The sequence below is a fragment of the Methylophilus sp. 3sh_L genome (genome assembly GCF_046766015.1).
In the GTDB taxonomy this organism is placed as follows: Bacteria; Pseudomonadota; Gammaproteobacteria; order Burkholderiales; family Methylophilaceae; genus Methylophilus.
In genome coordinates this window covers 1,001,371-1,028,247 of the sequence record NZ_JBKOUF010000001.1, presented here as the reverse complement: position 1 = coordinate 1,028,247, position 26,877 = coordinate 1,001,371, and the positions used below count along the sequence as shown (strand labels likewise).

General features: G+C 50.2%; 33 protein-coding genes. 4 read left to right on the top strand and 29 right to left on the bottom strand.

The genetic code is table 11. From position 1 onward, the window contains the following. Positions 1–73 precede the first annotated feature (73 nt). Genes ACIDF8_RS05240 through uvrB form a run of 4 tightly spaced genes read right to left on the bottom strand, consistent with a single transcriptional unit; the run spans position 74 to position 3,843 of the window. Positions 74–619 carry a hypoxanthine-guanine phosphoribosyltransferase gene (locus tag ACIDF8_RS05240; RefSeq protein WP_412009530.1) on the bottom strand — a complete coding sequence of 182 codons (546 nt, stop codon included), beginning with the start codon at positions 617–619 and terminating at the stop codon, positions 74–76. Between the two features lie 5 nt (positions 620–624). Then, positions 625–1,494, bottom strand: coding sequence for a UTP--glucose-1-phosphate uridylyltransferase GalU (gene galU, locus ACIDF8_RS05235; RefSeq protein WP_412009529.1), 870 nt, complete (start codon positions 1,492–1,494; stop codon positions 625–627). A 52-nt stretch (positions 1,495–1,546) separates the two neighbouring features. Next, positions 1,547–1,813, bottom strand: a complete 267-nt coding sequence (locus ACIDF8_RS05230) for a SemiSWEET transporter (protein ID WP_412009528.1) — start codon at positions 1,811–1,813, stop codon at positions 1,547–1,549. After that, a complete protein-coding gene (gene uvrB, locus ACIDF8_RS05225) occupies positions 1,810–3,843 on the bottom strand; it encodes an excinuclease ABC subunit UvrB (protein ID WP_412009527.1) in 2,034 nt (677 codons plus the stop codon). The genes ACIDF8_RS05230 and uvrB overlap by 4 nt, the downstream gene beginning before the upstream one ends. A 163-nt stretch (positions 3,844–4,006) precedes the next feature. Here uvrB and ACIDF8_RS05220 point away from each other — a divergent pair, with 163 nt between their 5' ends. Next, positions 4,007–5,029: a trypsin-like peptidase domain-containing protein gene (locus tag ACIDF8_RS05220; protein ID WP_412009526.1), complete on the top strand. Its 1,023-nt coding sequence runs from the start codon at positions 4,007–4,009 to the stop codon at positions 5,027–5,029. Positions 5,030–5,221: 192 nt separating this feature from the next. Continuing rightward, positions 5,222–6,436 carry a pyridoxal phosphate-dependent aminotransferase gene (locus ACIDF8_RS05215; protein WP_412009525.1) on the top strand — a complete coding sequence of 405 codons (1,215 nt, stop codon included), beginning with the start codon at positions 5,222–5,224 and terminating at the stop codon, positions 6,434–6,436. A 68-nt stretch (positions 6,437–6,504) separates the two neighbouring features. On the opposite strand, the gene ACIDF8_RS05210 is transcribed toward ACIDF8_RS05215, so the two are convergent. The 21 genes from ACIDF8_RS05210 to ACIDF8_RS05110 form a co-directional block, all read right to left on the bottom strand. Further along, positions 6,505–7,227, bottom strand: coding sequence for a hypothetical protein (locus ACIDF8_RS05210; protein ID WP_412009524.1), 723 nt, complete (start codon positions 7,225–7,227; stop codon positions 6,505–6,507). 544 nt (positions 7,228–7,771) lie between these two features. Beyond that, positions 7,772–8,821: a tyrosine-type recombinase/integrase gene (locus tag ACIDF8_RS05205; RefSeq protein WP_412009523.1), complete on the bottom strand. Its 1,050-nt coding sequence runs from the start codon at positions 8,819–8,821 to the stop codon at positions 7,772–7,774. Positions 8,822–8,895: 74 nt separating this feature from the next. Beyond that, the gene (locus ACIDF8_RS05200; RefSeq protein WP_412009522.1) at positions 8,896–9,096 is read right to left on the bottom strand and encodes a hypothetical protein; all 201 of its coding nucleotides are present in this window, start codon (positions 9,094–9,096) and stop codon (positions 8,896–8,898) included. Beyond that, entirely contained in the window at positions 9,096–9,332 is a 237-nt protein-coding gene (locus ACIDF8_RS05195) for a DUF4224 domain-containing protein (RefSeq protein ID WP_412009521.1), read from the bottom strand. The genes ACIDF8_RS05200 and ACIDF8_RS05195 overlap by 1 nt, the downstream gene beginning before the upstream one ends. Before the next feature lie 8 nt (positions 9,333–9,340). Beyond that, positions 9,341–9,565, bottom strand: coding sequence for a hypothetical protein (locus tag ACIDF8_RS05190; protein ID WP_412009520.1), 225 nt, complete (start codon positions 9,563–9,565; stop codon positions 9,341–9,343). A gap of 12 nt (positions 9,566–9,577) precedes the next feature. Beyond that, the gene (locus ACIDF8_RS05185) at positions 9,578–10,051 is read right to left on the bottom strand and encodes a hypothetical protein (RefSeq protein ID WP_412009519.1); all 474 of its coding nucleotides are present in this window, start codon (positions 10,049–10,051) and stop codon (positions 9,578–9,580) included. A gap of 1 nt (position 10,052) precedes the next feature. Beyond that, entirely contained in the window at positions 10,053–10,805 is a 753-nt protein-coding gene (locus ACIDF8_RS05180; protein ID WP_412009518.1) for a DUF4031 domain-containing protein, read from the bottom strand. 24 nt (positions 10,806–10,829) lie between these two features. Continuing rightward, positions 10,830–13,361: a DNA methyltransferase gene (locus tag ACIDF8_RS05175; RefSeq protein ID WP_412009517.1), complete on the bottom strand. Its 2,532-nt coding sequence runs from the start codon at positions 13,359–13,361 to the stop codon at positions 10,830–10,832. After that, positions 13,358–15,046, bottom strand: a complete 1,689-nt coding sequence (locus tag ACIDF8_RS05170; protein ID WP_412009516.1) for a DNA cytosine methyltransferase — start codon at positions 15,044–15,046, stop codon at positions 13,358–13,360. Before ACIDF8_RS05170 ends, ACIDF8_RS05175 begins: the two co-directional genes overlap by 4 nt. Beyond that, positions 15,034–15,219: a hypothetical protein gene (locus ACIDF8_RS05165; protein WP_412009515.1), complete on the bottom strand. Its 186-nt coding sequence runs from the start codon at positions 15,217–15,219 to the stop codon at positions 15,034–15,036. The genes ACIDF8_RS05170 and ACIDF8_RS05165 overlap by 13 nt, the downstream gene beginning before the upstream one ends. Then, positions 15,216–15,617 (bottom strand): hypothetical protein, encoded by a 402-nt coding sequence (locus ACIDF8_RS05160; protein ID WP_412009514.1) that lies wholly within the window; start codon positions 15,615–15,617, stop codon positions 15,216–15,218. Before ACIDF8_RS05160 ends, ACIDF8_RS05165 begins: the two co-directional genes overlap by 4 nt. Next, the gene (locus ACIDF8_RS05155; protein ID WP_412009513.1) at positions 15,614–16,096 is read right to left on the bottom strand and encodes a hypothetical protein; all 483 of its coding nucleotides are present in this window, start codon (positions 16,094–16,096) and stop codon (positions 15,614–15,616) included. Before ACIDF8_RS05155 ends, ACIDF8_RS05160 begins: the two co-directional genes overlap by 4 nt. Beyond that, a complete protein-coding gene (locus ACIDF8_RS05150; protein WP_412009512.1) occupies positions 16,093–16,368 on the bottom strand; it encodes a hypothetical protein in 276 nt (91 codons plus the stop codon). The genes ACIDF8_RS05155 and ACIDF8_RS05150 overlap by 4 nt, the downstream gene beginning before the upstream one ends. Before the next feature lie 134 nt (positions 16,369–16,502). Further along, the gene (locus ACIDF8_RS05145; RefSeq protein ID WP_412009511.1) at positions 16,503–16,799 is read right to left on the bottom strand and encodes a hypothetical protein; all 297 of its coding nucleotides are present in this window, start codon (positions 16,797–16,799) and stop codon (positions 16,503–16,505) included. Then, a complete protein-coding gene (locus ACIDF8_RS05140; RefSeq protein WP_412009510.1) occupies positions 16,799–17,125 on the bottom strand; it encodes a hypothetical protein in 327 nt (108 codons plus the stop codon). The genes ACIDF8_RS05145 and ACIDF8_RS05140 overlap by 1 nt, the downstream gene beginning before the upstream one ends. Then, complete coding sequence (locus ACIDF8_RS05135) at positions 17,118–17,297, bottom strand: hypothetical protein (protein WP_412009509.1); 180 nt, start codon at positions 17,295–17,297, stop codon at positions 17,118–17,120. Before ACIDF8_RS05135 ends, ACIDF8_RS05140 begins: the two co-directional genes overlap by 8 nt. Positions 17,298–17,321: 24 nt before the next feature. Further along, a complete protein-coding gene (locus tag ACIDF8_RS05130; protein ID WP_412009508.1) occupies positions 17,322–17,612 on the bottom strand; it encodes a hypothetical protein in 291 nt (96 codons plus the stop codon). Further along, on the bottom strand, positions 17,605–20,316 hold the full coding sequence (locus tag ACIDF8_RS05125) for a toprim domain-containing protein (RefSeq protein ID WP_412009507.1): 2,712 nt from the start codon (positions 20,314–20,316) through the stop codon (positions 17,605–17,607). The genes ACIDF8_RS05130 and ACIDF8_RS05125 overlap by 8 nt, the downstream gene beginning before the upstream one ends. 75 nt (positions 20,317–20,391) lie before the next feature. Then, complete coding sequence (locus ACIDF8_RS05120; protein WP_412009506.1) at positions 20,392–20,634, bottom strand: ogr/Delta-like zinc finger family protein; 243 nt, start codon at positions 20,632–20,634, stop codon at positions 20,392–20,394. Then, positions 20,615–21,220, bottom strand: a complete 606-nt coding sequence (locus ACIDF8_RS05115) for a hypothetical protein (RefSeq protein WP_412009505.1) — start codon at positions 21,218–21,220, stop codon at positions 20,615–20,617. The genes ACIDF8_RS05120 and ACIDF8_RS05115 overlap by 20 nt, the downstream gene beginning before the upstream one ends. A 124-nt stretch (positions 21,221–21,344) precedes the next feature. Continuing rightward, positions 21,345–21,533: a hypothetical protein gene (locus ACIDF8_RS05110; RefSeq protein ID WP_412009504.1), complete on the bottom strand. Its 189-nt coding sequence runs from the start codon at positions 21,531–21,533 to the stop codon at positions 21,345–21,347. A 58-nt stretch (positions 21,534–21,591) separates the two neighbouring features. Between ACIDF8_RS05110 and ACIDF8_RS05105 the strand changes: the two genes are divergently transcribed. Further along, the gene (locus ACIDF8_RS05105; protein WP_412009503.1) at positions 21,592–21,939 is read left to right on the top strand and encodes a helix-turn-helix domain-containing protein; all 348 of its coding nucleotides are present in this window, start codon (positions 21,592–21,594) and stop codon (positions 21,937–21,939) included. A 239-nt stretch (positions 21,940–22,178) separates the two neighbouring features. Then, complete coding sequence (locus ACIDF8_RS05100; RefSeq protein ID WP_412009502.1) at positions 22,179–22,817, top strand: hypothetical protein; 639 nt, start codon at positions 22,179–22,181, stop codon at positions 22,815–22,817. A gap of 6 nt (positions 22,818–22,823) precedes the next feature. Here ACIDF8_RS05100 and ACIDF8_RS05095 read toward each other — a convergent pair whose 3' ends face one another. The 4 genes from ACIDF8_RS05095 to ACIDF8_RS05080 are packed head-to-tail and all read right to left on the bottom strand — an operon-like array spanning position 22,824 to position 26,875. Continuing rightward, positions 22,824–24,143 carry a contractile injection system protein, VgrG/Pvc8 family gene (locus ACIDF8_RS05095; RefSeq protein WP_412009501.1) on the bottom strand — a complete coding sequence of 440 codons (1,320 nt, stop codon included), beginning with the start codon at positions 24,141–24,143 and terminating at the stop codon, positions 22,824–22,826. Next, the gene (locus ACIDF8_RS05090) at positions 24,143–24,580 is read right to left on the bottom strand and encodes a phage tail protein (protein ID WP_412009500.1); all 438 of its coding nucleotides are present in this window, start codon (positions 24,578–24,580) and stop codon (positions 24,143–24,145) included. The genes ACIDF8_RS05095 and ACIDF8_RS05090 overlap by 1 nt, the downstream gene beginning before the upstream one ends. Positions 24,581–24,582: 2 nt before the next feature. Next, positions 24,583–26,766, bottom strand: coding sequence for a phage tail tape measure protein (locus tag ACIDF8_RS05085; RefSeq protein WP_412009499.1), 2,184 nt, complete (start codon positions 26,764–26,766; stop codon positions 24,583–24,585). Next, positions 26,759–26,875 carry a GpE family phage tail protein gene (locus ACIDF8_RS05080; RefSeq protein WP_412009498.1) on the bottom strand — a complete coding sequence of 39 codons (117 nt, stop codon included), beginning with the start codon at positions 26,873–26,875 and terminating at the stop codon, positions 26,759–26,761. The genes ACIDF8_RS05085 and ACIDF8_RS05080 overlap by 8 nt, the downstream gene beginning before the upstream one ends. Between the last annotated feature and the right edge of the window lie 2 nt (positions 26,876–26,877).

Here is a 26,877-nt window from a genome sequence, read left to right as displayed (position 1 = left end):
CGCTGGACAAAATAATGGCCGCTTACGCGGAAAGCAATCTTCCAGTAAGCGGCCATTGTCTACTTGGGGCGATCTAGATCAGCGCACGGATCTCGGGCAAATTGCGCCACCAGCCATACACATCCATACCGCACCCAAACACATAGCGGTTTGGCACCACCAAACCTACGACATCGGCTTGCAGTGGCTTTTGCAAGCCGTTGTCTTTTTCAGTAAGTACAGCGGTCAGCACCTGGGCAGCACCCGCAGCATGACAAAAACGGGCCACTTCTGCCAGGGTAATCCCTTCGTCGAGGATATCGTCGACAATCACCACGCTTTGTCCGGCCAAATCCAATTCAGGATGTTTGCGCCAGACAATCTCATGCCCGGAAGTGCCTTGGTAACGGTTGGCCTGTAGATAGTCTATGCGTGCAGGCAACTGCAGCCGCGCCATCAATTGGCCGGCCAGATACAGGCCGCCGCGCATGACACACAACAGGATGATGGCATCGGCCTGAATGCGCTGCTGTAGTTGCGCAGCGATTTCATCTATCGCTTTGGCAACCTCTTGAGCGTTAAACACAAGCTGTGACTGTTGCAGCCAGTGCGCTGGCAATTGATCCTGCGGCGCAATCATGAGCGTTAGAGGCTGAGTGTTTGCAAATAGGCTTTAAAGCTATCGGCAATTTCTGGGTGCTTGAGACCCAGCTCAACGTTGGCTTGCATAAAGCCTAATTTGCTGCCGCAATCATAGCGCTTGCCCTTGTAGCGGTAAGCCATGATTTTTTCATACTGCATCAAGGCAGAAATACCATCTGTCAGCTGGATTTCACCACCCTTGCCTGGTTTAACATGCTCCAGGCAATCAAAAATACGTGGACTCAACACATAACGGCCAACCACCGCCAGGTTAGAAGGCGCTTCTTCCGGTTTTGGTTTTTCCACCATGCCCTTCACTTCGAGCAAGTCATCTGTTTTAGCCACGGCATCTACCACGCCGTAGCTGCTGGTTTCTTCCGGGGCCACGGTCTCAATGCCCAAAATTGAGCATTGTTGCTGCTCATACATATCTACCATTTGCTTGGTAATCGACACATCGCCGACCAGTAAATCATCCGCGAGGAGTACAGAAAATGGCTCGTCGCCGACCACTGGCTTAGCGCAAAGGACCGCATGGCCCAACCCCAAGGCCTGTGATTGACGGATAAACACGCAGCTGACACCTTTGGGCAAAATGCTGTGCACGATATCCAGCAGTTTTTGTTTGCCTGCGGCTTCAAGCTCGGCTTCCAGTTCGTAGGCTTTGTCAAAATGGTCAGCAATCGAGCGTTTGTTACGGCCCGTGATAAAAATCAACTCGGTCGCACCGGCTGCAATCGCCTCTTCCGCCGCATATTGAATCAGCGGTTTGTCGACGACAGGGAGCATCTCCTTGGGGCTCGCCTTGGTGGCAGGTAAAAAACGTGTACCCAAGCCAGCAACAGGGAAGACTGCTTTTGTAATTTTTTTCATGGTCGTATCCTAATCAATAAATATAGTTATAAAAACAATAATAAAGTGTGACTCAATTTTTTAATATAGATTTCAATTTTAAGCAAAGAACGATCCCGGCTAACAAGGCGGTCACGGCATTGGCGATAATCACTGGCCAATCCCCAATCAACAGGCCATAAATCAGCCACAACACGACCCCGGAAGTAAAAATGGTGTACATCGGTAGCGAGATACCGCTTAAATCCCTGGTCCGCCAGGATTGCAACACTTGTGGGATAAAGGCGACCGTGGTGCATACGGCGGCGATTGACCCTATACAGGTATTTAAGATACTCATTTTAAATCTTCTACTTCGGCACCAAAGGCTTGTAACTTTAGTTTTTTCAGTTGATCGCGGAACTGCGCCGCTTTTTCAAATTCGAGGTTTTTGGCCGCGTCATGCATGGCTTTTTCAATGCGCTTGATTTCCTTGGTCAGCATTTTTTCGCTCATGCTTTCATAGCTGGCTTGTTCCTGCGCTGCCTTCCGTTCACGCTGGGCTTCATCTTTGTCATACACACCATCAATAATGTCTTTGATGCGCTTGGTGACGCCTTTAGGCGTAATGCCATGCTCGGCGTTAAACGCCAGCTGAATCTTACGGCGGCGGTCAGCCTCATCCATCGCCAGTTTCATGCTGCGCGTAATGGTGTTGGCATAAAAAATCACCCGGCCATTCAAGTTACGTGCGGCACGGCCAGCGGTTTGAATCAAGGAGCGCTCGGAGCGCAAAAAGCCTTCTTTATCGGCGTCGAGCACCGCCACCAGCGACACTTCTGGAATATCCAACCCTTCACGCAACAAGTTGATCCCGACTAATACATCAAACTCGCCCAGGCGTAAGTCGCGGATAATTTCCACCCGCTCTACCGTATCAATATCGCTGTGCAAATAGCGGACCTTGACCCCATGCTCACTCAGATAATCGGTCAGGTCTTCGGCCATGCGCTTGGTCAGGGTCGTGGCCAGCACGCGCTCGCCTGCTGCTACGCGCAGCTTGATCTCGCCCAGCAAATCATCCACCTGGGTATCGGCAGGTTTGACGGTGATTTCAGGGTCCACCAGTCCGGTTGGCCGCGCAATCATCTCAACCACTTGTTGCTGATGCTCTTTTTCGTAATTGGCAGGCGTCGCAGACACAAACACACACTGGCGCATGATCCGCTCAAACTCTTCAAACTTGAGCGGCCGGTTATCCATGGCTGAAGGCAGGCGCCAGCCATAATCCACCAGATTCGCCTTACGCGAACGGTCGCCCAGATACATGCCACCAATCTGCGGCACCGTCACATGACTCTCGTCTATGATCATCAGCGCTTGAGCAGGCAGGTAATCAATCAGCGTAGGCGGCGGATCACCCGGGTTGCGGCCAGTCAAATGTCGGCTGTAGTTTTCAATGCCTTTACAAAAGCCGATTTCATTCAACATTTCGAGGTCAAAGCGAGTACGCTGCTCGATGCGTTGTGCCTCCACCAGCTTATTCTCACTCAAGAAAAAACTCACGCGCTGACGCAATTCCTCCTTGATGGTCTCCATGGCACGGACGGTCGCCTCCCGTGCCGTCACATAATGGCTGGATGGGAAAATACGGAAATTATGGATTTTGTTAAAAATCTGCCCGGTCAAGGGATCAAACAACTGGATGCTATCAATCTCATCATCAAACAAGCTGATTCTGACCGCAGTTTCACTGTTCTCTGACGGGAACACATCAATAATATCGCCACGGACGCGGAAACAACCGCGGCCAAAATCAAAGTCGTTACGGTCATACTGCATGGCAATCAGGTGCGCAACAATGTCTTTTTGCGCAATTTTTTTGCCCTGGTGAATATGCAGTACCATACCATGGTACTCACCCGGATCGCCAATGCCGTAAATGGCGGAAACGGTTGCCACAATCACCGCATCTTCACGTTCAAGCAAGGCCTTGGTGGCAGACAAACGCATCTGCTCAATATGGTCGTTAATGCTGGAGTCTTTTTCGATAAACAGGTCGCGTGAAGGCACATAGGCCTCAGGCTGGTAATAATCGTAATAACTGACGAAATACTCGACCGCATTGTTAGGGAAAAACTCGCGGAATTCACTATATAACTGCGCAGCCAGAGTTTTGTTAGGCGCCATCACAATTGCGGGTTTGCCGGTGCGGGCGATCACATTGGCCATGGTGTAGGTCTTGCCAGAGCCGGTCACGCCCAGCAGCGTTTGAAACTGTAGACCGTCATTAATCCCTTGTGTCAGCTTTTCAATCGCCTGCGGTTGATCGCCAGCCGGTGGAAACGGCTGGTGCAATTCATATTTACTACCGGGGAAAGTAACGATCACAACAACAATCTGTGTATGGGATTAAAGAATATGTTATCTATTTTAACTGCTTTTGCGCATGCAGGCATATGATTTACACTTTACCCAACTACTTTTCGCCAGAACTTTTATCGCAGGCACCAGTCATTCAAGCAGCAATCAATAATATTCTTTTGGGGGTCATGTGAAATTCTTTTGGGTCGCCGTTCTGGCACTAGTTTCTTCTGTGGTTTCTTCAGTTGTCCATGCCTATAATCAGCAAGCGTTGATGGAGGCTTATTTTGGTGTGGTCATGATCCGTGGCTACAATCAAGACGGTGGCATGGCCTACGGTTCAGGTGTGGTCGTGGCTGAAAACGCCGTGGTGACCAACTGCCACGTGATGCGCGCCACTAAACAACCCTGGGTCTCGCGTGGCGAGGATAGCTACGCCATCACCAGCGTACGTGCAGATGCCTGGCACGACCTGTGCCTGGTCACCACCAATAACATGCCATTTAAAGCTGTGCCACGTGGCAATAGCCTAGCTTTGAGCCGCGGACAGGAAATTACCGCCATTGGCCACTCTAATGGCGTACCAGCGCCCATCACCTCTGTCGGTGAAATTCAGGGTTTGTACCCCACGCCTTCCGGCAACATGATCCGTAGCAGCGCCAAGTTCCTGATGGGTGCCAGCGGCAGTGGGCTCTTTGATATGGATGGCAAACTGGTCGGTATCAATACCTTTAAAACAGCGGGCAATGGCGGCAGCATCCATTTCGCTTTACCGGTAGAGTGGCTGGAAACGCTGGAAAAAATGCCAGCCAGCACTGTTTTTCCGGTTTCCGGCAAAGCCCTGTGGGAAGAAGACGAGGACAAGAAACCTTATTACATGCGTGCCGCCGTGCCTGAGTCGCGCCGGGATTGGCCTGCATTGGAAAAAATCAGCCAGCAATGGACCCAGCAAGAAGCGAACAGCCCAGATGCCTGGTTTAGCCTGGGCTTGGCAGAAATGTCCCTCAAGCACTTTGATACGGCGGCCAACGCTTTCGCTGAAGCGGTTAAACTGGATAAACAGTTTGTTGAGGCCTGGTTCAGGCGCGGTGAAATGGCGCAAAAGCTTGGCGACCAGCAAACCGTGCACGAGATTGAAAGCAAGTTGCAGCAAATAGACCCTACCCTGGTCTCCGCCTACCAAGCCTATCTTGGCTGTGGCAAGCAGTGCTAACTTTGTTGTAAGCCATCCTCGTCCGCTGATGGCGGCCAGCCAGCACCGACAGACTTAAACAGCAGGCGCGCGTTTGCGCGCCTTTCACTTCCCTACCCGCTTGTTTTTGCGTAAAATATTGCGTTTTTCATTTTTTTGCGGGCTGCAGTTGCAGCCTGATTATTAAGCATACGACCCAACAAGGAAGTGATCTTGAACCAAGCTGCTGCCAACGTGCTGTCCGCACGCGTGTTATCCATTAAAGAATCGCCCACCCTGGCCATCACTGCCAAAGCGGCAAAGTATAAATCTGAAGGCCGCCCAATTATTGGCCTCGCGGCCGGTGAACCCGATTTCGACACGCCTCAACATATTAAAGATGCAGCCAAAGCAGCGATTGATGCCGGATATACCAAATACACCCCTGTGAGTGGCATCCCGGCACTTAAAAAAGCCATCGTCAACAAATTCAAACAGGAAAACGGCTTTGATTACGCGGCCAATGAAGTCATTGTTGGCGTTGGCGGCAAGCAAACGATTTTCAACCTGTGCCTGGCTGTGTTAAATGCAGGCGATGAAGTGATTGTGCCAGCGCCTTACTGGGTCAGCTATGCCGATATCGCCATGGTGGCAGAGGCCAAACCAGTCATTATCGAATGCGGCATCGAGCAAGGCTTTAAATTGCTGCCAGCACAACTGGAAGCCGCCATTAATGCCAAGACCAAGCTGGTGATGTTCAACTCACCTTCCAACCCGACTGGCGCAGTCTACACTTTGGACGAATTAAAAGCCTTGGGTGAAGTGCTGCTGAAGCACCCGCATGTATTGGTCGCGACCGATGACATGTATGAACACGTCAACCTGACTGGTGAAAAATTCCATAACATCCTCAATGCGGCGCCTGGACTTAAAGACCGCTGCATCGTACTCAATGGCGTCTCAAAAGCGTACTCCATGACCGGCTGGCGGATTGGTTATGCCGCAGGTCCCGCTTATATCATCAAGGCCATGGAAATCCTGCAAAGCCAGTCCACCAGCAACCCGACCTCAATTTCACAATATGCGGCCGAAGCAGCCCTCAGCGGTTCGCAAGACTGCATCAAACCGATGGTCGCAGCTTTCCGCGAGCGCCACAAATATGTAGTGGATCGTTTTAATGCCATGCCAGGCTTGAGCTGCCTGATGGCTGGCGGCGCATTCTATGCCTTCCCGGATGCGCGCCAAGCCATTGCCAACCTGCACCAGGCTGGCAAAATCAAGGAAACCACCGATATGGCACTCGCTGAGTACCTGCTCGAAGAACATAATGTGGCAGTGGTGCCTGGCTCCGCATTTGGCGCAGAAGGCTACTTCCGCATTTCATTTGCCACCAGCATGGATAACCTGCGCGAAGCGCTGGACCGTATTGAGCACGCACTCAAGGTTTAACTACAAAACAGCGTGTTTAAAAAAGCGCCTGCGGGCGCTTTTTGCTTTTTCGCCCTCCACCCTGACAATCAAAAGACGCGGATCAGCCTGAAACTCCAAAACTTTTCCGAGTTTTTTGCAGGGTTCAAGGTCGATACCGCCATGCCCATCTGCAAGGTATAACGCTCACTGGCATCAAAATGCACTTGCGGTGTCAACCGATAGCGCCAAGTGCCGCCCCGGCTGATTTCCTGGTTCATTTCCATGCCTAGGGTCAATCGCGCGGATGCATCATAAAATACCGAATGGTTGAGTAAATAATCTGTCCTGGCACGGCGGTTGATATTCTGCACCCTGAGCCCCAGCATACTTAGCGACGACCATTGCTCAGTCCAGCGTTTAGCGATAATGTAGGTCGCATCGGCTGACAGCGCTTTACTGTGTTTATGCATATCCACAAAAGCCTGCCAGCCGGTCGCCACACCGCGCGCACTAGAAATCTCCAAGGTATGTTGAATGGCTAATTTATACCTTTCGTGCCGCGTATTTTCAATTGGCAACTCCAGCTCCACCCCTACGTCATCCGCCAGCCCATATTCAAGCTCCGGCGCCCAACTCACCTCATCGCTCGCCGTATTCACATCCACCAGCGCATTAATCTCCAAATCCCCCTGCTTCACGCCCAATGGCCGCACAAGGTCATACACCATCGGCTCAGGCACATTCAATACCCGATCACTGTGCGCGGCATCCGTTTCATAAAATAAAGCTTCTTCAGAAGCTTGAATAACGATCGCACTGGTACACAACATCCAATACACACAAATAACAGCACAGCTTTTCACAATTACATTTATGAAAATATAAAAACCACATCATACCAAGCATACCGCGACTCCCCAAATCACGCATACACAATCAGACTAAGCGCCTTAGAAATGGATGCGCGCAGCATGTTTTCGCAATGACGGTCACATCTCCAGTAGTAAAACCCCGGTGGCGAAACCAAAATCAAAAGGAGAGCTTGCAGGAAAGGCGAAGATGAAAAGAGACAGATGGCAATTGCAAAACACTTGGCAATTTTGCACAAAAGCAAAAAGGCCTTGCATTTCTGCAAGGCCTTTTTTAATTTGGCTCCTCAACCTGGGCTCGAACCAGGGACCTACGGATTAACAGTCCGCACCGAGAATCCTTATTCTATAAGGTTTTTATTGTGTTTTTTGCTTCGCAATTATCCGAATTAAGGCCAAATAGAGCCGCATAAACATTGGCACTGCGAAGCAATTGCGAAGCAAAAAAAAGCCACAGGAAGCGTTAAAAATGGTCCGGTGGCATGATGGTATTGCCTTGGGTTTTTTAAGAGGCCCTGGATATGATGGCGCTGCGGATTTTACTACTCGGAAGTGTTGGCGATACCTCTTGCCCAAGCACTGACCTGACATATATTTCAGTCGTTCCAGCATCGGTATGCCCCAGAAGATTCTGGGCATGTTTAATATCCTCGCGGTCAAATATGTCAGTGGCTGATTTCGCGCGCAGGTCCCTTAACTGAAATTTGCGCAATACAGGCGCCATTTTTGGGTATTTTTCAATCACCTTTTTACGAATCTTCCTGAAGCGCTGCGAGATTGCATCCTGTGTGATGCGTTTGCCCTTCTCATCACAGATTAAAGCCAGGCTATAGACAGCGTTTTTTTTCTTTCTCTCAAGTATTCGGTCAATGACAATCTTAAGATCAGCTTCAATGCGCAAGCGCAACTTAACATTGGTCTTATTCTGCACAATTTTCAAACGCCAATCTTTTATAGCTGTCTCATCCATTTTAAAAACATCTGCCAGCCGTTGGCCAGACAAATACGCAAGGTCCATTGCATCACGCAAAGGGGCGCATGCCATTTCATAAACCGCCAGATAGACATCATCATCGACATACACATCCCGGGCCTTCAATTCAAACTTTGGTACGCCCTCGCAGGGGTTAGGCTTATTGGTCAAACCTTTGCGCCTGGCATAATTCCAAGCGATAGAGATCACCGAATGTTCATAATTTGCCCGGCGCTTTGATTCAGCACCCCGCCACTCCATAAACTCTTGAATATGGCTGGCTTCGATGGTCTCAAGTGCTGCAGGCGGATCGTTAAAGAACTCAAGGATTTTAGGCTCACAGGCCTTATAGTCATCGCGGGTGCGCTCAGCCAGATCCAGATACTTCATAGACTTAAAATAAGCCGTCAGGGCATCTTTTAAGGTCAATACTGCAACATTCTCGGTGTTGGTCTGTTTAGCATCGGCATATTTTTTCAGCGCCTCATAATAATCATCGCCAAGTGAGATCTCTTTGCGCTTATCTGTGCCGGTTTCCAGGTAATAATAAGTCTTTCCGCTGCGCTGCTTTCTGCTGCGCATCCCCTTCGGAAGATTTAAGTTAACAGTTGGTCTCCTGCCCATAGTCATATTTTAATGTGATTGATTTTTTAGCATCAAGCGACGCGATTCGCACGGTATTGCGCTGCGCATTCATCGCGCAGGATTTGATAGTCCAGATCGTATTTTTTCGCCAAGCCCTCGATGGCAGCGGCCACCTGGTCAGTGGTGTACATACGCAAAATGTACCTAGCCAGGCAACCGTAGCACTTGCCATCGGTTACCAGGCTAGATTTTTCACAAAGCTCGCAAGCCATTATTGAGCCGCCTGCAAGACGTTTGGCCGCCACACAGGTGGCTTAACAGGCTGTGATTTTTCATAGAGTGATCGCGGCACCAAGGGCCGGCCGAGTCTGCTAGTTGTAAAAGGGATGCTCATGCTGCGCAACACCTCGCACTGCAGCTGGTATTTATTCTTGTTGCCAGTGCCTCGGCGAATCTCAGTGATACGCTCGATATCTGAATCAGGCAAAAAAGTGCTTACCTCTTCCATATCAACTCCTAAAAACTATGCCTGATACTAAAATCCAAGAAACCTGCATCAACCATATCTCGACATAGTTTCAATACAATCTCTTTTTGCGTTTTACTATCAAACGACCCATTAACATCAAAAACGATGCTATTGTCATTTCTATAAAAAAAGCGCGCTTTGACTTTACTAATATCGCCACTGATATTCATATGCGCATCTAAATGAACTTCGGCTGTTATCACATAGCTCATAGAATTCCTTTCCTAAAACGGAACATGATCGACTGACTCATCACAGCCAAATCTGTGACCACAGTCGCTACACTTAACCGGCCACCACTTGCGGAATAACCAGTAATTAATCCAGCTTTTAAATCTGTTTATCCTGGTATCGCCTACCATATCGCTATAACTCGCCTCTTCACCGCAGTGAATACAGGTGAACAGATGGTCATCACTATGGCAGTACTCCTGCGGGTGTGCTTCACATCCAAACAGCCAGCAGCGCATTTTTAAGATGAATTTAAAGGGCTTATGCTCAATCACCTTGAGCTCATATGTTTCATCAATCACAACGACCTTGCCGCCATCACCTCTAATGTCTTGCATATAGCTTAAAATAGCGCGATTCTCAGTTCTTGATAGTATTACTGGCACCTTAAGAATCAATATGTCTGATGTCTTCAAAGTGAGTTTTTGCACCTCAACGGTGACTGCTGAAATGTCGAGTTTTTCCATATCAATCCACCCTAAAAAAATACTTCTTACGGACCGCCCGCAACACGCGCTGCTCAAGCGGTAGCCAGTCAACATATGGCATGCTGTAGTGCCACCGGTACCAGTCATCCCAGTCAGGGCTATTAAACTCTGGCTCACTGGTGCAAAGGAGTTCAATTTCAGTCGCTATCCATTCGCCATTGGCATCCTGCTCACAGCCCTCACCAGCATTAAGCAGCAAAGGCTTGCCACAGATAGGGCATTCAGCCGCGATAGGTATAGGGGCCAGATGCTCAGGGAACTGAATACGGGCTTGGGGTGATTTCTTTGCCACTGCAAGTGCTGAGTTAACCTTATCAGTTTGAATTTGATCAAAAGTGATATCAGGTCCCACACCCTTAAACACAGAGACAGTTGTGATATCAGGCCTGGTCGCATAATCAATCCCAAAAAAATAACTTTCGTTGCGCTCGATCACCCGCGACATCTCGCACTGAAACAACTGAAAAATAGCCAAACTGACCAGGCGTTTTTTATTCACCAGCTCGGCCACTTCTTTTCTGCCTATCTGCTTGGCGCCCAGTTTGATCGCCTTAGCCTTTTTGCTCATGCAGATGTCATAGTGACTGTGCGGCGTGCCTGGCTTCTGGTGCCACTTACGGGCTACGTCGATGGCTGATGCCATCGCGTGCAGCTCTTCGTCAGTGTCGGCCAGCATGTGACACATCACCATGCGGCGATATTTTGCTTGCATATCATCAACGTAGACGGTCATATATTCCTCACAAACTCAATAAGATTAAGTACATGCTGTTGGCTCTTTAATTAAGAAATCCAGCACATCGAACAATGAAGGCATGCTGTATTCTTTTTCTGCAGCCTTCAGGTAATGCACCTGATCAAGGAAATAAGCGGGATTCAATTCACTGCCACCGCCTCGCCGACCTTTCACAATTGCCCGGACAGGTACGCTGCCAATACCGCAGAATGGGTCATAAACTTCATCATTCACATTGCTGAAGCGCTCTACTAGGCGGTCAATGATGTCGAACTGAAGCGGGCAAATATGCTTTTCAACGGCCCGCTTTGATTGCTCGCTGTTCAAGGTGATCATGCGCACCACGTCATGCCATACGTCCGCGTGGTGGCTGCCAGGTGCCAGGCTCATAAATGTGCTTGGCAGGCTGCCGCGCGCTTCCAATTCCTCGCCAATCTTTACGTGGAAGTCGAAGTCATAGACGTTTTCAAGGCTGTACTGCGTGAAGGCCTTGGCAAGCTTTTCTGGCCCTAGGGTGGCCAGTTCGTCCGCAGTGATTTGACGATTGCCACTGCTACGCCAGAACGCGTGCGCGTCTACCTGCCAGCGGGCACGGGTGTAATCGTCTTTGCTCTTTGTCACCGGCACATCAGCGTAACCACGTGAACGGTCAGTCTGTGGCTTGCGGAATAACACGATGTACTCAGGTGAGCCTACTCCCATCTTGGTACCGTCCTTGCACTGCTCAGACCAGCCAAGGCGATATGTCTGGTTGTTTTCCCGAACAACATCAGTGACAACGGTGATCATTCCCATGTAATCAAAGCCATGCTTACGGCCGTGCATAATGGCCTCACAGTGGAATGGTGAAACTGTCGGCGCGCCGGTACCGTGCTGGTTTCCAAACAAAATTCGATCTTTGACGTGACAGGCGTAGATTCGACCCGGTTGCAGGATGCGCAACAGTTCAGGCGTCAGGTAATCCATCTGCTGCCAGAATTGGTCGTTACTTTCCGTATGGCCAAAGTCTCGATAGCTCGGGCTGTACTCATAGTGATTGGCGAAAGGAATTGAAGTAACAATCAGGCCGACGCTGTTTTCTGGCTTCAGCTTGGCTTCATCCACGCAATCATTGTTCGCGACCTTGAACCGCTCGCCGGCTACCTCAATGCGTTGAATGCCAATCGTGCGTGACAGTGTTTCCTGAATCTGAAGGTTGCTTAAACCGTACTTCCTAACAATCTCTGTCATTTTTTCTACCTGGTGATTGTGCTGCGCCCATTTTTTTTGCAGCGTTTTAAGAATTTCGCGTTCAGCTTCAGAGTGGATAATGTCAATCACGACCTTTTCCTTTTGCTGGAAGCGTTGAACCCTGTGAATGGCCTGGATGAAGTCGTTAAATTCATATCCAATGCCTGAGAATATTTCTCGGTGGCAGTGGCGCTGGAAGTTACAACCGGATCCTGCAATGCTTGGTTTAGTGGATAACACGCGGTATTTGCCGTCGCTAAAATCAACAATGCGTTGCTCGCGCTGTTCAAGGTCCTGGCTGCCCCAAACACTCATCGCCTCTGGTAAGGCCTGCTGGATGGCGTGGCGCTCATCCTCCAAGTCATGCCACACGACAAAATGATCATCTGGCGACTCGTTGACGATTTCCACGGCCTTGGCAACACGACTGGCCATGCTTTCTCGCTTTTCATGCGCCGCGGCTTTCAGGCCGATTGCTGAATCAGTGAAGAGCATGGCCTGGCCGTCTTTTTCGACGCCAGCCGTCTCATAATTCGATTGCACTTCGTGGTACCTGACTTCCATTTCAGGCAGAACATAGCCTTCATCACTGAAGCCAAGGTCAGATGGTTTCTGAATAAACAGCGCCCAGCTGGACACCCACAGCCAGAACTCTTCCTCTTTGTGCGGGTACAAGGTCAGGTTGCCAGCCTTCTCGCTGTCACGCTGGAAAAAGCGGGTTAATGCCTGACCGGTATCCATCACGCCCAAGAATCCGGCATAGTGGATGATTTCCTTGTACCGGTTTGGCGAAGGCGTGGCGGTGGCCACAAACTTAAATTTCACGTCATTAAATGTCGGCAAAAACTCCTGATATGTTTTGCTGCCATAGCTACGCAATACACTGGCTTCATCCAGACTGGCAGCAATCCACTTTGATGGGTCTAACTTTCCTTCACGCACTGATTCATAATTCGTCATGTAGATTGTGCGGTCATCGTCGATTTCATTGTCTTGACGGATAAATCGCAGGTCTATGCCATAGTCGCCCTGGAATCTGGCCGCCACTTCAGCCTTGAACTCCTGACGTACACCAAGCGGCAAGACAATTCCGCGAATTCCGGCATGGTGCTGCCCTATCACACGCAAGATTTCCAGCTGTGTGGCCGTTTTATGCAAACCAAAGCTGGCAAATATAGCCCGTTGACCACCATGTACAGCCCAGCGGACGATTTCACGCGTATGAGGCTTCAAAGCTGGATTGATCTGCTCAAGGTCAACATCGAAACCGCCAAAGCTGGCCACTTTGATTTTTGACTTTATAAAATCAATATAGTCCATCATGCCCAGCCCTCCTGCGCCATCGTCAAGGCAATCGCCACGGGCCGCACCCATATCGGCGTGGCCGAGAGTACAAAGGTCTCGCCGCTCCATGCCAGCAGAAGCGTGGTGCCCATGACTTCTGCAATGGCCTTGCTGGCATCTGGTGGCACGGCGTTGCCGATGCGTTCGCGCCATGCCTGGTCGCTTAGGCCGTCAAGTTCAAGAAACTCCTCCGGCTCGATGATGGATTGCAGCGCGGCCAGCTCCAGCGTGGTAAAGGGTCTATGCCAGGTGTCATCCAGTGCGCGGATGACGCACACCATTTTTTCATCTGCTGCAGGAAGTCGCGGATCAGCCACGGACCAGCGGCCGTTATCGTGGCCGGCCGCTGCGCTGACGGCGCCGCAGTGTTCATCAAATGGCACCACACCGTAATGGCCATTGGTCAGGTAGTTGTCGCCTTTGGTGCGCTGGTTTGTCGGACGTGGGTCAGCCACCGCAAACGCACCGCGCCCAGTCGTGCTGGCTGCAATTACTGTGTTGGCGTTTTTATCAAACGGCGTGACGATGTACTTACCTTTGCCGCCAAAGCCTGTATGTGATCTAGGGTCGGCGATAGACATAGCAGCACCGGCCACGTGCGCGGCGCCAGTGACTGAGCCGCTAGCTTTTTTCCAATCCACCATTTTATAAATGCCGTATTGGCGGTTTTCACTATGTGGCATGCGTGGGTCTGCGATTGAATAAGCACCATTACAAGGGCGGGCTTTCCCATCAATCGTGCCGATGTGGTCCTGCCATTTATTCACTCCTAAATAACCGTTATAGAACTCAGGCACAATCAGGTAATCACGCAACACGCTATCCTCTACCGCCAGTTTATTCAGGCTGCGCCAGTCGCTGCCAGCCTCAACAAACGCCAGGCGCACCCATGTTTTCCATTGCAGGTTAGGGATGCGATGCATGGGGCCGCCAGCGATATCGCCCGGCATGGGCATGCGGCCAAGTATCGTGCCCACAGATTGCAGGCTCTTTTTTTGTGGCTCGTATAAAAACGGCGGCACCTTCTCAGTTTGGCGGGCAACCAGTAAAAAGCGCTTGCGGCTTTGTGCCAGGCCGCCCAGCTCGCCGCAATCGTGCGTTGTCTCTGCCACGGCATAGCCATACTGGCGCAACATGCTGGTGATCTGGTCGAGCAAGTGACGCCCCCGGGTGGCGATGCGTGGCACGTTTTCAAACACAATCAGCTCAGGTAAGTCATCAGCCCAAGCCTCAAGCATCAACCACACGCCGCGCAATGTCAGGCGGTTAAGTGCCTGGTATTTGTCGGTTTTAGATTTGGTCTCATTCAGCAAGCCAGAGAATCCCTTGCAAGGCGCACTCAAAAAGATAATGTGCGGCCGTTGGTTTCCTGCTGCGTGTTTAATATCGGCCGTTGTGGCCTCGCGCCAGTTGCTATCCGGCTCACGGCCGTGGAAGGCTATATATTGATCACGGTCAAACAGGTCGAGCACCGTGCCCTCCACGCCTGTCAGGCGCTTAAAGTCCTTGATTGCGGCCGGGTCTACATCGATCCCGCCCAAGCACTCAAACTCGCCAACCATGTTGCCCACCCGGGCATTGGCCTTGTTAAAGCCCTTGGCCCCGGCACCCAGCCCGCAGAACATATGAAAATGGCGGATTTTCTTTTTAATTACTGTTTGCATGGTGTTTCCTCGATTCTGGCTTTTTGCATCGCTTGCATCACGATGTGTGTAGGGATGGTCGGTGGTAAGTTTGAAAGCGCTTGTTTACCCGGGCAGCTATCCTTGCCGCAGACGCAACAAACACCGACAGCGTTGTGCAGCTCCTCAACGAATTTGTGTTGATCAATGTTCATAGCGGGGCCTCTTCGCCTGTGAAGATTGGCAAGGAATGATATTTGAGCTGCAATTCATCAGAGTTCTGTATGTACTCAGCAGTAGATAAGCCAATTGACAACAATTGCTGTATTGCAACTTTTGCCATCTGATCGCATAGATCACGCTCAAAACGATATACAACTGACCTTCCCCTTTCAGGCATTCTGTAGTCTCGCATTTGACGGTAAATGGTTTGTTGGGAGACTGTCGCAGCAAGATAAAAATGCACATTGCCCACATTAAAACCAGAGCAGTAATAAGCATGATCATTCCACTCGCCCAATTTCCATCTGAAACCTACAAACTGCATCATTAGCTGGCTTCTAATTCGCCAGTACTGCGCCTTTTTCGCTGCGAGTAAAATATCTGCTCTCATGCGGCCACCTCTTCCTGCATTGGCTGCAAATAAATCTGAATCCGCACGTCTTTGGCGATGCTTTGCCATGCTTCGTATGGGTGCTGGTCGTAGTATTCGCGTTGTTGCTGGTAGCAAACTCTTGCCGCTTTCACTAACCCACGTGGAATCAACTGATCTGATGCCAGCCAGCGGCGTATCACTTCAAAAACTGTATAGGTGTCATTTTTCAGACTCAGCTTGAGCGTGGCGTGTCTCCACATCATGATCCAGCCCTCAAGTGCTGGTATCACCTGGCAGCGCTCACCGTTCACGCCCAAAAATACCGGGGTCCCGTTTTCTGCCAGCAGCTCGCCGTTTTCGATGGATGTGAGAATGCGGTCAATGCCGTCAAAGGTGCGCCACTTGGTGAGATAGCGCGGCTCTTCAAGGGTGACGTATTCCTGATTGCGTTTGCCGTGCAACATCGCGCGGCGTTGTTTGCGGTTGAGGTTGCTCATGATTTTTGAGCCTCCTGTTTAAAAAATTCCTCAACACGGGAAAATGCAGCATCAACCCTTTTTTTGGCTTCGTCGGTATTGCCAAATAAAGCACATAGCCTGGCAAGCTCTTCTATGCCATCTAATAAAGCTGTCTCAGCTTTTGTCGGTACAACCGACTGTCTAAGTTTGATAGGGTATCTTTTCCCTGCTCTTATTAACTCCTCTGAGCGATATCCATCATCTGATGAATACTTAATAAGTACTGAAGCATTAATTAATCTGATACTCATTTTGGTGGTCTCCAAAAATACGTTTAAAAAAAATCATTCCCCCGCACGCCGCCAGGCAACGCGCCAGTGATAGTTGGTTGTGAGTTTCAGCCACATAAACCTGAATGGCCGCTTGAGTTGTTTCATGAGTCTGTTCATGGCTCGTTCCAGCCTCCAAGGGGTAATACCAGCGGCCGGCTGATTTCTAGCAGGCGGTAGAGCGACACCACGCCGTTGAGAATCAGCAAAAACAGCAGCATGCCCAGCAGCATGCCCAGCAGCACATAAACCAGCGCCGCAATCGGGCCAAAATCTCGCTGTTCTAGCGCCACCTCGATGCGGTCTTTAAGGCTTAGCAGTGGCCGCCGCCAGTTGCGCTTAAATTTGCGTTTTGATACCAGCATGCCGTCGCTCACTTCTGGCTCGGCAAACAATCCGTTTTCGTCGCACATTAGTCTTTCTCCTGTTCTTGCCACCAGAATGGTTTTTGTGTCGATGCAGGCATGGCGGCGGGCGCCTGCATTGGTGGTTGGTGATGGCTAATACCCCGCTTCATGATGGTGATCAGGTCGCGGCGCATATCCACGTAGAGTGATTCCCATGAGCGGTTTTTAAAGGCGGTTGCTGATCGGTCTGGAAAAGTCTCTTTAAGCCATTGCTTACGCTGCGCAGGCGTGGCCTCTGTCCACTTTTCTTGCCAGCAGGTATCAAAGGCCTCATCACGGATAAACGGATGGTCGTGCACGCTTTTGCCGACTGCATGGGTCTGGTTATGCATGCTGGACCTCCTTTTTCCCCGGCATGACTTTCCACTTTGTACAAACAGGCAATTTGCAGTTTTCTTGTGCAATGATCATTGCTGTGATGGCGTGGTACGAGATCACATCAATTGAGCCTGTTTGGCCGTTGACCTGGTAGTTAACAACATAGTGACGCATGGGCTTAGGCATGATCGTTCTCCGTTGTGAGGTGGGTTAAAAGCCTTTGGCCTTGAGCTGCTCTATGGCAGACTCCAGCAGGTCAGTCGCCTCTACATAGGCACTAATTGAGGCTTCATCACTGGCAAACATGGCGCCGTTCTGGATGCACTCCAGGACGGTTTCGCTGGCGGCAATCAGTTGCCGAATCTCTGGAAAGGCAAACTCCGTTTTTCCATGTTCCATGTGTTTAACAACAAGGCGCTGATCCACGTGCGTGATTGCCGGGTGCTCTTCAAGCTGTTTCAGGTCATAAATCATCGGGTTCATATCTCTAGGGCTAGTCATCACGGTCTCCTTTGGTTGGTTTGCTAAACACCCAGCACTTGATGGTCTCGCTTAACTTTTTTGATACAGCCTCAACCGGTGACAGCTGCTTGTTGTGACGGTCACGGATGATGCTGTTCACATTTTTGATTGCTACAAACTTGCGGCGACGGCTGGTTTTTAGGTGGCGCTTGAGGTCTTCAAGCATGGGGATTTGCTGCTTTTTCTCGCTGGCCACTTGTATGAAGTGGTTTAAATTGACTGCGATGGAATCCTTGTCGCGGCTATGGTTGAGGCGAGACTCATCCTCGCTGCCGTTAAGGTAGTCGTATATTTCCCAGAATTTTTCAACGACTTCATGATCGGCATTGATCGCACGCTGGCGCTCGGTTGCCATGTCAACGATCTCGGTTTCGGCCTCCTCGATGTATTGCGGTTCGATTTGGTCAAGGACCAAGGGCAGGCAGCGGACCAGCGAGATAATCTGCGCATGGTTTTTGATGATGCGCAGGTTTTTGATATCCGGCATGGCACCCAGAACGCTCTCTATCTCCTCAAGTCCCTCGTTGAATTTATCCATGACGGATTTTTCTTTGAGGGTGGCCCGTGGTAAAAACCCAGAGCATTCATCCATGGCAAAGCGTTCTAGCCTCTCTGCTGCCTGCTTGGTTTGCTGGGTGTGGCTGGCAACATAAAAATGCATGTGCACAATGCGCTGCAGCACAGCATCAGAGGCATTGACCGCATCGTTCTGGCTGATGACAATGGCGCCACGGAAAGGCGGCTCGTAGGTGTCATTGCCGCTGTTTTTCACACCACGACTGCGCACGCTGCGGCCGTTGTAGGCGGTTTTTAACTCATCCCAGTCAAAGCCTTTGGCGTGTGCCTTGTCTTCGCCACGCTCAGACTCAATCAGCACTACAGGCATGTTGCTTGTTTGGCTAAAGTTACGCGCACGTGCGGCCAGGGTGGATTTTGAAGGGTCAAAACCTTCGTAGTCTGCGCGGCCCATGAGCTTCCAAAGGAATTCGACCAGGGTGGATTTACCCGCGCCCGGGTCACCAATGATCTCTAAAAATGGGAATGACTTATGTTTTGAGCGTATCTGCTCAGCAAACAGGGTGCCCATCCAAAAAGCCAGGGCGACGATACCCTTGGCGCCGTAGCTCTTCCAGAGCAGCTGCACCCAGTCCTGTTTAAAGTCTTCAAGGTTGGTATTGATACTGAGCGGTGTTGACTGGCTCAGTGTTTTGATAGAGAGCTTGCCAAGGTCAAAGAAGTCTTCTTCGTTAAGCTCATAAATGCGCCCATCTTTTACGGCCATGTCAGCATAAATGTAGGCACCGTGCTCTTTCACATAGCCGACAAAATCAATCGTCTCCACGGTTTTGATGCCGTAGAGCATGTCTTGCATGATGCGGTCCAGGTGTTGCGTAGAGCCGCTAAATACTGCGCCCGGCGCAATGGAGAGCAAGCGTTTTTTAAACTCGCTGGCGCCTGCTACCTGTGCGCCAGTGAACGTGTTTTTGATTGACTTGCCATCGTGCGGAAAATCAATCCTAAAGTAGTACCAGCTTTCATCGGTGAGGATGTTTTGCTGAAAATACAGCGCGGTCGGGTAGCAATCTGCCAGAGTGAGCACAATGCAAGACTCTTTCATGGCGGCCTCAATCTGCTCGCTCTCTTCTGGGATGGTGCCCTCATCGCGGATTTTTTCCAGCGCTTTGCTGTACTTGTCCATATCAAGCTCGAACCAGTGCAGCTTGTTTTCAAATGCCAGGTGAAAGCTGCGCTTACGGTTGCGGCGCCACATGAGCAAGGCTTTTTCAGACGCTGTTTTCGCCAGCAGCAAATCGCCGTTATAGCGATAAAGCTCAATATCCTTGACGCCCATGCGGTCACGCTGGTGCGCGTCGTTCCAGTCCAGTTTGTTGCCGGTGCCAAAGTCAATCAGGGCGGCGCTGCACTCCCAGCCATCCTCTTCTGCCTGGCGCACGTGCTTTTTGGTAAAGCGGCGACCGGTGCGGTCACCATCGAGTGCCCAGACCAATGCCGGGCGCTCGATGTCTTTTTGTTTGCACAGCTCAGCCAGTGCGGCAAGGGATTGCGTCGGGTAATTGTGGCTTGTGAGCGCACTCACGGCCGTGATGTTGTGGTGCATGAGGGCAATGCAGTCAAAAATCCCCTCTACGATCCAAATCTCTTTGGCTTGTGCCAGCTTGGCCCCCGGGGCCGCCCACCACATGCCGCCGTACTGGCCCCTAAAGTTGGCCTTTTGCCGGCCAAAGCGCTCAGGGCGATCTATCAACCGCTCCCAGAAAATGCCGTCAGCCAGGTTAAAACGCACCGTGGCCGAGCCTATTTTTTTGTCACGGTCAAAAAAGCTGTCTTGCGTGTACCAGCCCTTGACCATATCGAGCTTAAAGCCACGGCCGTCGCGCATGTAGGCATCTGCCGCCGCGTGTGGATCCTCCGGCGTAGATTTAAAGTTCTCTGACCAGTCGTTAAACAGGTCTGAGTAAATATCTTTGATGTGATACTCAGCGCCGCAATTGTTCAAGCGCCCGCAACGCAATACCCAAGGATGCTCTGCATTGGTGTAGAGCTCTTTGTGGTTGCAACTTGGGCAGCGACCTTGGCGCAAAAACTTGCCCTTACCATCGAGCTTAAAGCCGTAGTCGCTGGTCAGTCTGCTAGTTACTTTGTTGTGTAGTTGCGGGTTCATGTGTTTTTTCAGGCAAAAAAAGTCCTCTGCTCGGTAAACCGAGCATTTTTTATAGGGGTTGGTTAAGTGGTTTTTTTAGCCGGTTGGCATAGGCACCCTCTGTCGCTCAAAGGGCGGAATATTCACCTGTGGATTAGGCGAGTGAGACTCCCTAATCGTCGAGATAATGGTCTCGACGCTGCGGTACTCAAAACCGCAGTCGATATAATTTGTGCATTGGTAGTATTTTTCGCGCGTATCAAAAGACATCACTTTTGATGTACGCACACGGCAATGCGAGCCACAATGCGGGCAAGGGTTAGATTTTCTGATGCCCATAGCCCTCACCCATCGTAGTCAATTTAAACTCAATCACCGCCTGGGCGCGTATTAGCGCCTCCATGGCCTCGCTCACCTCTTTATGGGCAAGCTTCAAATCATCCACCGTGTCGCTGGTAAACAACTTGGCAACACTATTTGCCGCCTCGGCCGTCTCTTTGAGGATATCGTGCAGCAACTCAAGCGTGCTATGCGCCAGCTGCTCACCGTTGGCGCTCCTGCTCACCAGGCCAACAGCATGCAGCATAGCGTTAGCCGTGCTCACCCGTAGAGGCATAGGCAACGCCGCCAAAATGCTGGTCATAAAATTCACCGGCAACAGGTTGTTATCTTTAGCCACGTCATCCAGCCAGCGATAAATACGGTCTGCATTCACTTTTTGGCGCTTAAAGGCGTCTGTGGTTTTAGGCTCAAACACAATGCCAGTCACCTGGTCAAAATGGTTAGCCTCATGTGCCTCAACAATGGTCTGGCAAACCGTTTCACGGCTCCAGCCATTCTCCTTGCGCCATGCTTCTACGGCATCACGCACAATGGCAATCGTGGTTTTGTGCGACACGTTCTGCATGATTGTTTGGCTGCTCATGGTTATATTGCAGCCAATGGAATAAAAAAAGCTGACTTGGCAAGGGAGTAGAAACCAAGCCAGCGAGGAGAGACGCCAATGGCTAGCGATCCCTGAGAGGACGGTAAAAGGATGAGCGATGTAATCATGCCTGCTCTCCTGATTTTTGATCAGCAATGCCGCGCAAATAAGCTGCTGTCGCATGTCTATTTAACGAAACACCCTCTTGCGCAGCCAATTGTTCGGCTTTATCACGTATATCGCGTGGCAAGCGCAATGCGATTGGCTTGTCTGAAACACCACGTTCAGCGATTTTTGTGCGGCGATTAGTCATGAGTGTTAAAGTTATAAAGTGTTACAGGTTGTGCCCATGGTAGGCAATATATTTCCTTATGTCAACAGTTATTGAGCAATTTATTGCACATTTTGTCGCTGAGCGTAAAAAACTCGGGTTGACACAGGCAAATGCAGCCGAAAAATGTGGCGTCAGTCTCAAGATGTGGGGCAATTACGAGCGTGGTGAGCATGTGCCTACGGGCGAAGTGCTGCTCAAGTTCCAAGAAGCTGGGGCAAATGTCGCCCAGATGTTTGCATTTAACCAGGCGCAGCAGCTTCATAAGCAATATATTGCCGATTCAGATTTGGCTGATTTAATCCATGCTTATGAAATAGGTGATGAATCAGAAAAAAAAGCTTTAACTACGCTAGCAGGGCTGATTATTAAAAATAAAAAAAACTAGGGGGACGTATGAATCTCGTTCATTTAGTCTGCGCTATTGCGCTCATGTCTCTTTGTAGTAGCATTTGTTTAGCCAACGGCAGGCAGCCATGTGATAGAGGCGCTGGCGGGATTAGCCATTGTGAGAATGGCCGATTTATCTGCAATGATGGTCGGGTGAGCGGATCAAAGAAATATTGTTCAGATGCGATTTATGGCAGTGCTGGCACTATTAAAAAATCAAAAAAATAGAGGCGATTAATGATGATGTGGTTTTTCATATTCACAATTTTATTGTGCTTTCTACCCAGTTATAAGCCTGAAATTTTGACGGCTAATCCCGATCATCCAATAACTAAAAAACAATGGATAATCTCTTGGGTAAGCCTATATGTAATTGTTCTTGTTGTATCAGCTTCATGGGAGCAACCACAAAAGAAAGATTTACCAGATGGCTCTATCGAAGATAGAGTTAAATTTTTATCTAGCAATATTGAATCTGTCCGTGATTTTGGTGAAGTACTTGAAATTACCCATTATTCTAAAGATGCATTCACTGGCAAAAGCTGGGTGATCAATTTTGCTAGTGATGCCCAGAAAATTATTAGCCGACTTGATGAAATAACGCATGGAAAAAAATATAACACTCTTGCATTTATGGTCAAGTTATCAACTGTTGATAATTTAGGCCATGAGGGATCACAAACCGGGATGAAAGTATTTTATGACATGGATTTATTCAAAAATGCAGTATTTGAGAATATGTCTATGTATAACTTTTTGGAGCTGCCGCGAGAAATATCATTCAGTAGGCTTGGTCGAGAGAATGCAAAAGATTATTGTGAATCAAATAGCGATGTTAACAGGTTATTTTGTGGAAAATTAAGCCAGCCTTTATAGGCTAGATCAATCTGTTATTTCAGTCGCCTTAATCTCAAAATCACACTTGGTCACCAGGCCTTGCTCACTAAAGTTATGGGTGGCCCGGATGATGATCCAGCCAGTGTTATCAATTTTCGGCTTAAACCCGCTCACCGTGATGGGTAACTCTGGAATTAGCTCAGGGTCACCATCTGCCAGTGTGATGCTGAACTCTGCCATACCACGCTTGATACGACGCCACTCTGCACGTGCTGCACGCGTGGCGTTTTGTTGTGAGGCGTAGACGTGGCGCAGCGTTTTTACGCTGTCTCCGGTGGCTGTGATGGTGTCCACTGAGTTCAGGCGCTGATCATCGCGGATGGCGAGTGCCTGGGCGCTCTTTATTTTTTTGTCTACGTCTGCCTTGCCATACTCCACTGTGCCACTGACTTTTAGCACCGGGTCTTTATAGTTGGCTTTGACGCCAATGAGTCCGGCAGATAAAGAGGCGATCTTTGATATGCGCGCCCACTCTTTGCGGGCTGCATGCTGTGCCTTTCCGCGCGATTTATAAGTGGTGCCAAGGGTCTTATATTGCCCGAGTGGTTTTTCAGGCTCGTAGGGCTTGATTGCTGGTACTTTTTGCGCAGTTTTTTCTGTGTCATCGTTCCAGATGACTTCACCTTTTTTATTCCCCCGCAAATCGTGATACATGGCCTTGACGCCAGTATAAGTATCTCGGTCTGCAACGTTAAAGTTGTGATAGTCACCTTCTTTGCGCGTGATGGTCTTGCCCGTGAATGGTTTGCCGCTGGCTGTAGTCGCTGCGCTACGCGGAATAAATAGCAGATTTTTATCCTTAACCGCGGCAATGGCATCAAACTCTGTAGCTAGCCTGGTCAAAAAGCTGGCATTGCTCTCGTTGGTCTGGTCCATGTGGGCGATGGATTCATTGGCCAGCACATCGGATATCTTGGGCTCAAGGTCACACTCCAGCGCGATGGTATAGACGATGTTGTGCACTGTGGTGTTATGCCAAGAGCGCTCGACATTGGTTTGCATCCCACTGGTAAAGTCTACGCTTTTGGCAATAATGGTCAGCACATCAGGCGCGCCGCGATGGTTGCACTCATCGACCGTGTATTTGCCCTTGTAAACCATTTGGCCGGCACCTTTTAGCCACAGCTCAACAATGACGCCCCGCTCGGGGATATCCAACAAGCCCTTGCTGTCGTCCAGCTCAATATTCAGCTGGTCAGCGAAAATGCCACGGTTTTCAGTCAGCGTTGCATTCATTAACAGGCCTTTGATCGTAGGTGTGATCTCAAGGCCATCAACAACAATACGGTAATCAGGTGTAAACATTACAGCATCGCCAGCAATTCAGGGGTGTAGACGCCCAGCACTTCAGGCAGGCTATCGTCAGCGCGTTTTAGCTTAATGGTGAAGTCAATCGCCCGGGGCTTTCCATTTGGGTAAAACTCAGTGCTGCGCTCGGTAACCTCCTCAATCACATACATGCCCAGGCTGATGCCATTGCCTTGAATAAACGGCCAGGCTTTTTGCCCCTCAGCCATATACCGCAACATAGCCAGGCTAAGTTGTCCGCCTGTGATTTCAGGCCGTAGGGATCCCGCAATATTCAAAATATCCTCACCTGCTCCAACAGCTTGCATGGAAGCTCGCCTCCCGATGCGGCTATTGGTTGGAAACCGCCAGTTAGTTGTACGATCAAGGCTTTGATAAGGCAGGGTTTGAATGCCAAACACAAACAAACCCAATACGGCCATGGCTGAGGTCATGTTTACTCCCTGTCTCTCATACTTGCTCGAGCATTAGATGCATCACGCATACGCATGCGCTCAAGCGCGCGCTCAACTTCTGCTGCAACGTCTTGCGGGCTTTGCCCAGGGGCCTGGTGGATATGGATATGCACCTCGCCTATGCTTTGGCCTGGCATTGCTGCTGCACGCCCAATGGGTGCGCGATTATCAAACTGCACATTGCCGGCCAGCGCAGGCATGGCAACGGCCATACCGCCAGCCAGTGCGGTCATACGCTTGGCAACCTGGCTGATTTTGCTGTAAACCGTGCCCTGGTTTGTATCGAGCCCGCCAGCCATCCCCATGAGAGTGAATTTACCGATTTCAGCAAATACGCGGCTGGGGGATTTAATGCCGAGCGCACTGCGCACGGTGCTGGATATGCCCTCGGCGATTTTTTTGAGCTTGCTGTATAGCCCAAGCGTTGCGGCATCGAGACCGATTTCAATGCCGTGCAGAATATCCATGCCCAGGCCTGACCAGTTGGTCGTTTTGAAAAAATTGACGATCTTGTCCCAATGGTTATAAATATAGGCAGCAGCAGCACCAGCCGCCATGCCAGCCAACACAAAGGGGCCAAAGGCCACTGCGGCAGCTGCCAGGCTAGGCAACAGAGCAGGAAATAGAATCGAAAGCAGCGCCATGCCATAACGAAAGACTGCAAGCGGCCCCAGAATGGATGCAATACCCAAGAACAGAGCGCCCAGCGCAGTGGTAAAAATGGCCAGGTAAGCAACAGACTTGATGATAAAGGCTGTGAGCCTGGGGTGCTCAGCCATCCAGCCTCGCACTGCCCCCAAAATATCCTTGAGGCTGTCTAGCACATCGACCAGTGCCGGTTTAAACAGGCTGCCGATATCGGTAGCAGTGTTTTGCAGCTGATTGCGCAACAGTTGATATTGCGCGCTGAGGTTTTGCAGGCGGGCCGATGACTCTCTATCCATTGAGTCAGTTGCTTGTGCACTTTGGACCAATTGCAGCTGGCGCCGATACTCGGCAATGTTGTTGGCCAGTTTGGCGACATCGTCGCCATACTCTTTGCCAAACAAGCGCGTGGTAGCTTCCAGCTGCTTATCTTTAGGCAGCTTGTTGAGAGCGTCGAGCACCTTGAGAATAGTGCCGGTGGCATTGCCTGACATGCTTTTTTGAATCTCTGCGCCGTTCATCTTAATCATGGCCAGACCTTCATTAAATTTTTTGGTCTGCATGTTGGCGATGCCAAGCTCGCGGATCACGGCATTGGTGGCTGTGGCTGCAATCTCTGGGGTTGAGCCGCTGCTTAAGAATGTGCTACCCAGTGCTGCAGCCTCTTTAAAGTTCATATTGACGGTCGCTGCAGTGCCTGCAATCCGGTTGAGCACGTTCACAATGTCATTGCCTTTGGAGAGCGCGTTGTCATCGAGAAAGTTGATTGTATCGCCCAGCATTTTGATACTGGCGATAGGGATTTTATACAGCTGTGCTGTTTTGGCGATCTGGTCGCCAGCCTCCTCCACGCTCATTTGCATGGCATCGGCCATCTTGGCAGTGGTTTCTGCATATAAGATCAGGTTATCTTTGCCTTGTATGCCCATACGCGCGCCAGCCTCAACGATGGCCGCAATATCATTGGCAGCCATGGGCAAGCGCTCGCTCATGGCTTTGATGGCATCTGCCATCTCGTAATAAGTTGGTGTTAGCTTGCCGTTTTTGTCGCGGGCGCCGTCTACCTGCTTGGCAACGCCCAACATGGCATCCTCAAAGCTGGCGTATTGTTTGATTGAGGCGATAATAGGCGCGCCCATGACACCGCCAGCCACCGTGAGTGAGGCGCCTGCATTGAGCGCCTTGTCGCGCATGGCGATGGTTTTATCATAATTGGCACGTGCGGCATTCAGCTGCCGCATGACCTGATTAATGCGATTAAGCTCCTGGTATTGTTTGTGCAGGCTTAGGTTTGTTTCGTTAACAGATTCAGTCAGGTGCTGCTGATAGCTTGCCATGGCCTGACTACCGTTAACGCTGGATCCAGCGATTTTCTTTTGCGTAGCCTCAAGGTTTTTAAGCGTGCTTTGCAGCTGCTTGATCTCTGCACTGGTGTTTTTACTTTCAGTGCGCATAAACTTGAGCGGGCCGGTCACCCGCTCAATGGCCTGAAATAACACTTCAAGTTTAAGCTTATCCATCTACCTGGCTCCTAACCCTTGCCCGTTCACGCCAGTCCATCAGTTCCTCTACATATAAAGCATCCATGTAGTCAGCATGCCAATGAAAAATTGTGGCGATATCGGCCATTG

Coding starts and splice junctions, on each gene's coding strand:
- ACIDF8_RS05240 (WP_412009530.1), bottom strand. CDS start 619: ATGATTGCGCCGCAGGATCAATTGCCAGCGCACTGGCTGCAACAGTCA.
- galU (WP_412009529.1), bottom strand. CDS start 1,494: ATGAAAAAAATTACAAAAGCAGTCTTCCCTGTTGCTGGCTTGGGTACA.
- ACIDF8_RS05230 (WP_412009528.1), bottom strand. CDS start 1,813: ATGAGTATCTTAAATACCTGTATAGGGTCAATCGCCGCCGTATGCACC.
- ACIDF8_RS05210 (WP_412009524.1), bottom strand. CDS start 7,227: ATGTTGTGTACCAGTGCGATCGTTATTCAAGCTTCTGAAGAAGCTTTA.
- ACIDF8_RS05205 (WP_412009523.1), bottom strand. CDS start 8,821: ATGCGCAGCAGAAAGCAGCGCAGCGGAAAGACTTATTATTACCTGGAA.
- ACIDF8_RS05200 (WP_412009522.1), bottom strand. CDS start 9,096: ATGGCTTGCGAGCTTTGTGAAAAATCTAGCCTGGTAACCGATGGCAAG.
- ACIDF8_RS05195 (WP_412009521.1), bottom strand. CDS start 9,332: ATGGAAGAGGTAAGCACTTTTTTGCCTGATTCAGATATCGAGCGTATC.
- ACIDF8_RS05190 (WP_412009520.1), bottom strand. CDS start 9,565: ATGAGCTATGTGATAACAGCCGAAGTTCATTTAGATGCGCATATGAAT.
- ACIDF8_RS05185 (WP_412009519.1), bottom strand. CDS start 10,051: ATGGAAAAACTCGACATTTCAGCAGTCACCGTTGAGGTGCAAAAACTC.
- ACIDF8_RS05180 (WP_412009518.1), bottom strand. CDS start 10,805: ATGACCGTCTACGTTGATGATATGCAAGCAAAATATCGCCGCATGGTG.
- ACIDF8_RS05175 (WP_412009517.1), bottom strand. CDS start 13,361: ATGATGGACTATATTGATTTTATAAAGTCAAAAATCAAAGTGGCCAGC.
- ACIDF8_RS05170 (WP_412009516.1), bottom strand. CDS start 15,046: ATGCAAACAGTAATTAAAAAGAAAATCCGCCATTTTCATATGTTCTGC.
- ACIDF8_RS05165 (WP_412009515.1), bottom strand. CDS start 15,219: ATGAACATTGATCAACACAAATTCGTTGAGGAGCTGCACAACGCTGTC.
- ACIDF8_RS05160 (WP_412009514.1), bottom strand. CDS start 15,617: ATGAGAGCAGATATTTTACTCGCAGCGAAAAAGGCGCAGTACTGGCGA.
- ACIDF8_RS05155 (WP_412009513.1), bottom strand. CDS start 16,096: ATGAGCAACCTCAACCGCAAACAACGCCGCGCGATGTTGCACGGCAAA.
- ACIDF8_RS05150 (WP_412009512.1), bottom strand. CDS start 16,368: ATGAGTATCAGATTAATTAATGCTTCAGTACTTATTAAGTATTCATCA.
- ACIDF8_RS05145 (WP_412009511.1), bottom strand. CDS start 16,799: ATGTGCGACGAAAACGGATTGTTTGCCGAGCCAGAAGTGAGCGACGGC.
- ACIDF8_RS05140 (WP_412009510.1), bottom strand. CDS start 17,125: ATGCATAACCAGACCCATGCAGTCGGCAAAAGCGTGCACGACCATCCG.
- ACIDF8_RS05135 (WP_412009509.1), bottom strand. CDS start 17,297: ATGCCTAAGCCCATGCGTCACTATGTTGTTAACTACCAGGTCAACGGC.
- ACIDF8_RS05130 (WP_412009508.1), bottom strand. CDS start 17,612: ATGACTAGCCCTAGAGATATGAACCCGATGATTTATGACCTGAAACAG.
- ACIDF8_RS05125 (WP_412009507.1), bottom strand. CDS start 20,316: ATGAACCCGCAACTACACAACAAAGTAACTAGCAGACTGACCAGCGAC.
- ACIDF8_RS05120 (WP_412009506.1), bottom strand. CDS start 20,634: ATGGGCATCAGAAAATCTAACCCTTGCCCGCATTGTGGCTCGCATTGC.
- ACIDF8_RS05115 (WP_412009505.1), bottom strand. CDS start 21,220: ATGAGCAGCCAAACAATCATGCAGAACGTGTCGCACAAAACCACGATT.
- ACIDF8_RS05110 (WP_412009504.1), bottom strand. CDS start 21,533: ATGACTAATCGCCGCACAAAAATCGCTGAACGTGGTGTTTCAGACAAG.
- ACIDF8_RS05105 (WP_412009503.1), top strand. CDS start 21,592: ATGTCAACAGTTATTGAGCAATTTATTGCACATTTTGTCGCTGAGCGT.
- ACIDF8_RS05100 (WP_412009502.1), top strand. CDS start 22,179: ATGATGATGTGGTTTTTCATATTCACAATTTTATTGTGCTTTCTACCC.
- ACIDF8_RS05095 (WP_412009501.1), bottom strand. CDS start 24,143: ATGTTTACACCTGATTACCGTATTGTTGTTGATGGCCTTGAGATCACA.
- ACIDF8_RS05090 (WP_412009500.1), bottom strand. CDS start 24,580: ATGACCTCAGCCATGGCCGTATTGGGTTTGTTTGTGTTTGGCATTCAA.
- ACIDF8_RS05085 (WP_412009499.1), bottom strand. CDS start 26,766: ATGGATAAGCTTAAACTTGAAGTGTTATTTCAGGCCATTGAGCGGGTG.
- ACIDF8_RS05080 (WP_412009498.1), bottom strand. CDS start 26,875: ATGGCCGATATCGCCACAATTTTTCATTGGCATGCTGACTACATGGAT.